At 63.9% G+C, this 6,696-nt stretch carries 9 protein-coding genes and 1 pseudogene; 7 read left to right on the forward strand and 3 right to left on the reverse strand.

All coding sequences use genetic code 11. From position 1 onward, the window contains the following. From EN984_RS17385 to EN984_RS17395, 3 genes and pseudogenes are all read left to right on the forward strand, one after another. Nucleotides 1-276, forward strand: a pseudogene (locus tag EN984_RS17385) (LLM class flavin-dependent oxidoreductase); the annotation flags it as partial. After that, nucleotides 273-1,049, forward strand: a complete 777-nt coding sequence (locus tag EN984_RS17390; protein ID WP_127271637.1) for an ABC transporter permease subunit — start codon at nt 273-275, stop codon at nt 1,047-1,049. The pseudogene EN984_RS17385 and the gene EN984_RS17390, both read left to right, overlap by 4 nt. 10 nt (nt 1,050-1,059) lie before the next feature. Continuing rightward, on the forward strand, nt 1,060-1,851 hold the full coding sequence (locus EN984_RS17395) for an ATP-binding cassette domain-containing protein (RefSeq protein ID WP_127268050.1): 792 nt from the start codon (nt 1,060-1,062) through the stop codon (nt 1,849-1,851). 63 nt (nt 1,852-1,914) lie between these two features. Here the strand turns inward: EN984_RS17395 and EN984_RS37745 are convergent, their stop codons facing one another. Further along, nucleotides 1,915-2,091, reverse strand: coding sequence for a hypothetical protein (locus EN984_RS37745; RefSeq protein WP_164749060.1), 177 nt, complete (start codon nt 2,089-2,091; stop codon nt 1,915-1,917). Nucleotides 2,092-2,400: 309 nt separating this feature from the next. Here EN984_RS37745 and EN984_RS17405 point away from each other — a divergent pair, with 309 nt between their 5' ends. The 4 genes from EN984_RS17405 (at nt 2,401) to EN984_RS17430 (ending at nt 5,725) form a co-directional block, all read left to right on the forward strand. Beyond that, entirely contained in the window at nt 2,401-2,760 is a 360-nt protein-coding gene (locus EN984_RS17405; RefSeq protein WP_127268049.1) for a septal ring lytic transglycosylase RlpA family protein, read from the forward strand. A 233-nt stretch (nt 2,761-2,993) separates the two neighbouring features. Next, on the forward strand, nt 2,994-4,271 hold the full coding sequence (locus EN984_RS17410; protein ID WP_127268048.1) for a polyhydroxyalkanoate depolymerase: 1,278 nt from the start codon (nt 2,994-2,996) through the stop codon (nt 4,269-4,271). Between the two features lie 233 nt (nt 4,272-4,504). After that, nucleotides 4,505-5,122, forward strand: coding sequence for a transglutaminase-like cysteine peptidase (locus EN984_RS17420; RefSeq protein ID WP_027040328.1), 618 nt, complete (start codon nt 4,505-4,507; stop codon nt 5,120-5,122). Between the two features lie 366 nt (nt 5,123-5,488). Then, complete coding sequence (locus EN984_RS17430) at nt 5,489-5,725, forward strand: hypothetical protein (RefSeq protein ID WP_127268047.1); 237 nt, start codon at nt 5,489-5,491, stop codon at nt 5,723-5,725. An 84-nt stretch (nt 5,726-5,809) separates the two neighbouring features. On the opposite strand, the gene EN984_RS17435 is transcribed toward EN984_RS17430, so the two are convergent. Together EN984_RS17435 and EN984_RS17440 are read right to left on the reverse strand one after the other, a co-directional pair. Beyond that, nucleotides 5,810-6,178 (reverse strand): helix-turn-helix transcriptional regulator, encoded by a 369-nt coding sequence (locus tag EN984_RS17435; protein WP_127268046.1) that lies wholly within the window; start codon nt 6,176-6,178, stop codon nt 5,810-5,812. Between the two features lie 25 nt (nt 6,179-6,203). Then, on the reverse strand, nt 6,204-6,696 hold a 493-nt coding region (locus EN984_RS17440; RefSeq protein ID WP_127372440.1), incomplete at its 5' end, for a Smr/MutS family protein.

Below are 6,696 nucleotides of genomic sequence, written 5' to 3' on the forward strand. Positions count from 1 at the left end.
CTGTGGGCCGGTGTCGGGCTGGTGCGCGGTGGCGCCGGCACGGCGCTGGTCGGCACGCCGGAACAGATCGCCGAGCGCATCCGCGAATACCAGGCGATCGGAATCGATCCCATCATCGGCTCGGGCTATCCGCATCTCGAGGAAGCGTACCGCGTCGCCGAGCTTCTATTCCCGAAACTCGGGCTCGGCACCAGGCGGCAGCGGGCGCATGAGAACATCGCCAACGAATTCTCGGTCGGCTTCCATGGCGCCAACCGCCTGCAGGCTTCGTCATGAGCTTTGCCACGCGCCTGCATAGCAATGCCATCGGCTGGTTGCTCCCGGCGCTGGTTATTGCCGGCTGGGAGATTGCCAGCCGCGCGGGCGTCATGCCCGCCAACGTGCTGCCGGCGCCAAGTGCGGTCGCCGAGGCCTTCTGGCGGCTGACGCTGTCGGGCGAACTGGTCCGCAACATCGGCGTTTCGACCGCGCGCGCCCTTGCCGGCTTCGCCATCGGCGGCTCGATCGGCTTTGCGCTTGGCCTTGCCAACGGGCTCTCGACGCTCAGCCGCGGCCTGACCGACACGACGCTGCAGATGATCCGCAACATCCCGCACCTGGCGCTGATCCCGCTGGTCATCCTGTGGTTCGGCATCGACGAGGAAGCCAAACTGTTCCTGGTGGCGCTCGGCGTGTTCTTTCCGATCTATGTCAACACGCTGCTCGGCATCCAGAGCGTCGACCCGCATCTGGTCGAGATGGGCCGCGTCTACGGCATGGACCGGCGCGCCCTGTTCTTCCGCGTCATCCTGCCCGGTGCGCTGCCGGCGATCTTCGTCGGCCTGCGCTATGCCCTGGGCATCATGTGGCTGACGCTGATCGTCGCCGAAACCATCTCGGCCAGTTCCGGCCTCGGCTACATGGCCATGCAGGCGCGCGAATTCCTGCTGATCGATGTCGTCGTGCTGTCGATCCTGATCTACGCGCTGCTCGGCAAGCTCGCCGACAGCCTCGCCCGCCTGCTCGAGCGGCTGTCGCTCGGCTGGCATCCGGCCTTCCAGAACAGATGAGAGATTGCCCATGACCGCCGCCAGCCTGACCGCAGCCCGTTCCTTCGTCGCCACGCCGGTGCGACCGATCGGCTCCGTCGAAGGGCAGCGGGCCTTTGCCTTCAGGCAAGCCGGCAAGCGCTTCGGCGACAAGACCGTGCTCGACGGCATCGACCTGGACGTGCCGGCCGGGCAGTTCCTTGCCGTCATCGGCAAGAGCGGCTGCGGCAAAAGCACGCTTTTGCGGCTTCTGGCCGGGCTCGACCGGCCGACATCGGGATCGCTGACATTCGGCGTCGAAGAGGAAGGACACAGCCGCACGCGCTTCATGTTCCAGGAACCACGGCTCCTGCCCTGGGCCAGCGTGGTGAAAAACGTCGAGGTCGGGCTGACCGGGATTGCTTCCGGCGCGGAGGCAAGGCAACGCGCGCTCGACATTCTCGGCGAGGTCGGGCTTGCCGACCGGGCCGACGAATGGCCTTCGGTGCTGTCGGGCGGCCAGAAGCAGCGCGTGGCGCTGGCCCGCGCGCTGGTCGGCCACCCGCAGATCCTGGCGCTCGACGAGCCGCTCGGCGCACTCGACGCCCTGACCCGCATCGAGATGCAGCAGCTTCTGGAACGCATCTGGATCGCGCAGAAGTTCACCGCCGTTCTGGTCACGCATGATGTCGCCGAAGCGGTCGCGCTGGCCGACCGGGTCGTGGTGATCAGCGAAGGCCGGATCGCGCTTGATCTGGATGTGCCCGTGGAACGGCCGCGCCGGCGCGGTTCGGTGGAGCTTGCGCGGCTGGAAGGCAAGATTCTGGATCGGCTGTTCGGGTAGGTTTGTCGGGGGCGGCGCCGCAATTGGCGGAGTGGGGGTCGACCTTTCTTCGAAGCTCACCCTCTAGCGATTGGCCCACACCAATCCCCCCAGCCCGACCAGCATGGTGACGACACCGATATACAGCCATTGCGACTGGCCGGTCATGAAGCTGCCGCCGACAACGCCGACGCCTTGCAGCGACCACAGCACGCCGACGGCAAGCACAATCAAGGCCAGCAGATTTTTGATCAGCCTCATTGCCGGATCTCGCTTTCGAAGTCGATTGGTTGGAGCATCGGGGCCGCGATAAAAGAGCCGAAGGAAGTGGCCCGACCATGCCGGGCTCTACTTGGATATTAATGTTCGATCTTGTCAAACGGACGTCTGACCTCAACACAAAGATCATCATTGATTGACCATCGCGTGCCGGAAAATCCCTGACAGACTGTTACCCAGCGACTCCAAACGTGTGCCATTGCCACGGAACCGCCAGATCACTGCCGCATTTCGCGCCTTATTTGGCACCTAACGGCTGGGGTCTGTCAAAAACGGAGCCATCCCCCAAATATGAAGAACCCAAAACAGACCGCGCTTGTCGCGGTAACGATCGCTGCTGGCCTGATGGTCGGCGCTTCTTCGGCGACCGCCGCCGCCCAGTGCGGCCGCGCCTCGTGGTATGCCCTGCACTCCAAGACCGCCTCGGGCGAGCGCATGAACCCGTCGGCGCTGACCGCCGCGCATCGCACCTTGCCTTTCGGCACCAAGCTCAAGGTGACCAACAAGAACAACGGCCGCAGCGTCGTCGTGCGCATCAACGATCGCGGTCCGTTCATCAAGGGGCGCGTGCTCGACCTGTCGAAGGGTGCCGCCGGCCAGCTCGGCTTCATCGGCTCCGGCCATACTTCCGTGTGCATGGCGCGCGTCTAGAGCTCCCTGTGTCCGGCAAAAGGGCCGGACACATTGCCTACACATTTCGCAGCCGCACACTGAGCCGGCTGGCGCCGTTCGGCCCCGATTTCCATGGCCTTGAACCAAAGAAGCATTGGTCACGCAGCGTGACGTATTGCATCGCAGCAATTAGTTGTTAACTTCCCCGCGAGACATCTAGGGCTCGGCGCTGCTCGTCGTCCCTTCGGTCGCAGGCAGCAGCGGGGTTCTCGATGTTCTACCAGCTCTATGAGATGAACCACGCGGCCCTGCAGCCGGCGCGCCTCTATGCCGACGCGGTGCGGATGTTCTATTCCAATCCACTCAATCCGTTTTCCCACACCCAATGGGGCCGTTCGATCGCGGCGACGGCCGAACTGTTCGAGCGCACCACGCGCCGCTACGGCAAGCCGGCCTTCGGCCTGAGCAAGACCGTGGTCGACTGGAAGAGCGTCGAGGTCACCGAGAAGACCGTCTGGTCGAAGCCGTTCTGCAATCTCGTCCGCTTCGAGCGTGCCGTGCCCGCCGGGCGCAAGCCCGATCCGAAGCTTCTGATCGTGGCGCCGATGTCGGGCCATTATGCGACGCTGCTGCGCGGCACGGTGGAAGCGATGCTGCCCTATGCCGACGTGCACATCACCGACTGGGTCGATGCCCGCATGGTGCCGCTTGCCGATGGCCAGTTCGATCTCGACGACTACATCGATTACGTCATCGACATGCTGCACACGCTGGGGCCGGACACGCATGTGATGGCGGTGTGCCAGCCTTCCGTGCCGGTGTTGGCCGCCGTGGCGCTGATGGAAACGAAGGGCGACCCCTTCGTGCCCTCGACCATGACCTTGATGGGCGGCCCGATCGACACCCGCAGCAATCCGACTGCGGTCAATCTGCTGGCGCAGGAAAAGGGCATCGACTGGTTCCGCGACAATGTCGTGATGCATGCGCCCTGGCCGGTGCCGGGCTTCGGCCGCGAGGTCTATCCCGGTTTCCTGCAGCTGTCCGGCTTCATGAGCATGAACCTCGACCGCCACATCATCGCCCACAAGGACTTCTTCATGCATCTGGTGAAGCATGATGGCGACAATGCCGAGAAGCACCGCGATTTCTACGACGAGTATCTGGCTGTCATGGACCTGACGGCGGAGTTTTATCTGCAGACCGTCGACACCGTCTTCGTTCGCCAGGCCTTGCCCAAGGGCGAGATGACGCATCGCGGCACCAGGATCGATCCGTCGGCGATCCGCAACGTCGCGCTGTTCACGGTCGAAGGCGAGAACGATGACATATCGGGCCTTGGCCAGACCAAGGCGGCGCATGATCTGTGCCCCAATATCCCGGCTGAGCGGCATGCCCACTACATGCAGCCGGCGGTTGGCCATTACGGCGTGTTCAACGGTTCGCGCTTCCGTTCCGAAATCGTGCCGCGCATCGTCGACTTCATCACCAGCTATGGCCGCCAGGAGCGTGTCGCGGTGAAACCGAAGCTGGTCCGCGCCGCCAAGAGATAATGCAAGTCGCCCAAATTGCGGATTTTTGGACGATGACCTGCATAGAACCAAGCTTAACGGCGACAAACCGTGAGATTGACCGGTAAAAGCCGGCTGGCTGGCCGATTCTGTTGCACAAGTGCCGCTGTCCAGCCCCTCGGGTAACCATGCCGACAATCCGACCGTCGTCGTAATTGACACGGACTGTAAATCCCCCTTAACCTTTCGTTAATAACAAAGGGTGAGCGGGGACAATGATTTCCTCATCGATGGCGCAACGGCTGCGCGTGTATGTGGCGGCCGGGCTGGCAGTGACGGCGGGCTGGGTGGCACCGGCTTTGGCGGGTGGAGCGATGGCGACCGGGGGTCTCACCTCGCAGCCGATCGGCCACTATGATTTCTGCAAGCTGCATCCGGGCGAGTGCTCGATCCGCCCGACCAATCTGGCGCCGGCTCCGATGAGCGACGGGCTGATGCGCAAGCTCCTCAATGTCACTGCCAGGGTCAATGCCGCCGTCAAGCCGATGAGCGACATGGACATCTACGGCAAGGACGAGGTCTGGGCCTATCCCGACAAGGGCGTCGGCGATTGCGAGGACTATGTGCTGGAAAAGCGGCGCCAGCTTTCACGCATGAGCATATCGCTTGCCGATCTGCTGATCACCGTCGTGCGCAAGCCCGACGGCGAGGGCCACGCCGTGCTGACGGTGCGCACCGACGAGGGCGACTATGTGCTCGACAATCTGACCGACAAGGTCAAGCCATGGGACGCGACCGGTTACCGCTTCCTCAAGCGGCAGGCGATCGACAACACCGGCCGCTGGGTCTCGATCCGCGGTGGCCAGCAAGTTCTGGTCGGCGCGGTTCAGTAGGTTTTGGTACGCCCATCCCGGCACGTCGCGTTCTTGTGGCGCGCTTTAGCTGCTTTCACATCATAGGTCGCCGCCGCCCCTCATTGTCCTGCCGGACATTTCTCCCCGTATAGGGACGGGGAGAAAGACGCCTTCATCGTCGCTTTCGCCAATCATCAACGTCGTAAGCGCCAACCGCGCGGCTGCACCTTCTCCCCGTCACTATACGGGGAGAAGGTGCCGGCAGGCGGATGAGGGGCAGCGCGACGTCTGCCAATATTTCCCACCGCGACCGCCCCCCAATGAATTTTCGCATTTCTCCGTGAACCATTTCGCTTCGGCCAGCGACACACAGCCGTGAACCGAAACCAACCATGGAGACTTCAGATGACTGCTTTTCTGCGAAACACCCTTCTTGCCGCTCTCGCGGTGTCGAGCATGGCCGGATCCGCCATGGCCGAGCAGACCACCAGCTGTTCCAAAACCAACCTCAACGACCTCTGGGCCGGCCGCTGTTGCGGTGATGCCGGGGCGTCGGGCTGCCTGGGGGGTGGAAACAATGGCCATGGCGGCAATGGCGATCACGGCCGGGGCGGAAATGGCGGCACGGCCGGCAAGAAATGATCTCACCACTGTGCCCGCTGGCGGTCCGCCGGCGGGCAGTTTCCTGCTGAGGCAGGCGAACCTGCATCACGCTCGGATCGTCGGCTACGGCCGCTGGTTCAACGCCGCGCGGATCAATGCAGTGATGCGGCGAAGCTCGGCCTCGTCGAGTTTCTCGATGTTTTCGGCCAGCAGATTGGCAAGCTCGGTGGCAGCGGGGGAAAGACCCGACGTGTCGATTTTTACACGCGGGTGCGAGGCCTCGGCCAGCCGCGCCAGTTCCTCGGCATCGTCCCAGATGATGTTGAAATAGCCGATGATCTTCTGGATCAGCGTCCAGGTCGGGGCACCGCGCCTGCCATGTTCGAGCGCCGACAGGTAGGCGGCGCTGACGCCGATCGCCGCCGCCATGTCCTTCTGGCGGACACCGCGTTCGCCTCGTAGCGTGCGCAGCTTCTCTCCGAACGGGGTCATGTCCCCGCCCTCATGATAGAACTCCTCACAGGCGCGCCCGCCGCAGGCGGATATAGAGCGCACCCGAACCGCCATGGTTGCGGGCGGCATGGTCGTGGCTGGAGACGAGCGGCCGGAAGGCGGGCGTCGACAGCCAGGCCGGCACGGCGCGACGCAACACCCCATCGCCGCCGGAGGACGAGCCCTTGCCGGTGATGACCAGGACATAGCGGACGCCGCCGGCATGCGCCCGGTGCAGGAACGAAAACAGCAGCGAATAAGCCTCGTCCTGGGTCATGCCGTGCAGGTCGACACGGCCCTCGATCGGCAGCCGGCCTTTCGATAATTTGTCCAGCGTCGGCTCGTCGAGGCGGTGCGTGACTTGCTGAGCCTTCGGCTTTGCGGTCCCTGCGGCGTTGGCAGAGGCCAGCGCCGGCTGCGGCTGATTTGGCCTGGCCTCGGCGGCAATGTCGGGGATGTCGACGGCAAATTTGCCCTTCAGCGGCTTGGCCGTGCGCGCCACCAGGTTCCACAGAACC

This window comes from Mesorhizobium sp. M7A.F.Ca.CA.004.12.1.1, from assembly GCF_003997835.1.
Taxonomy (GTDB): Bacteria; Pseudomonadota; Alphaproteobacteria; order Rhizobiales; family Rhizobiaceae; genus Mesorhizobium.

Bases quoted from the DNA above. Each gene is read 5' to 3' on its own strand.
- EN984_RS37745 (WP_164749060.1), bottom strand. From the start codon at position 2,091: ATGAGGCTGATCAAAAATCTGCTGGCCTTGATTGTGCTTGCCGTCGGC.
- EN984_RS17390 (WP_127271637.1), top strand. From the start codon at position 273: ATGAGCTTTGCCACGCGCCTGCATAGCAATGCCATCGGCTGGTTGCTC.
- EN984_RS17395 (WP_127268050.1), top strand. From the start codon at position 1,060: ATGACCGCCGCCAGCCTGACCGCAGCCCGTTCCTTCGTCGCCACGCCG.
- EN984_RS17405 (WP_127268049.1), top strand. From the start codon at position 2,401: ATGAAGAACCCAAAACAGACCGCGCTTGTCGCGGTAACGATCGCTGCT.
- EN984_RS17435 (WP_127268046.1), bottom strand. From the start codon at position 6,178: ATGACCCCGTTCGGAGAGAAGCTGCGCACGCTACGAGGCGAACGCGGT.
- EN984_RS17420 (WP_027040328.1), top strand. From the start codon at position 4,505: ATGATTTCCTCATCGATGGCGCAACGGCTGCGCGTGTATGTGGCGGCC.
- EN984_RS17430 (WP_127268047.1), top strand. From the start codon at position 5,489: ATGACTGCTTTTCTGCGAAACACCCTTCTTGCCGCTCTCGCGGTGTCG.
- EN984_RS17410 (WP_127268048.1), top strand. From the start codon at position 2,994: ATGTTCTACCAGCTCTATGAGATGAACCACGCGGCCCTGCAGCCGGCG.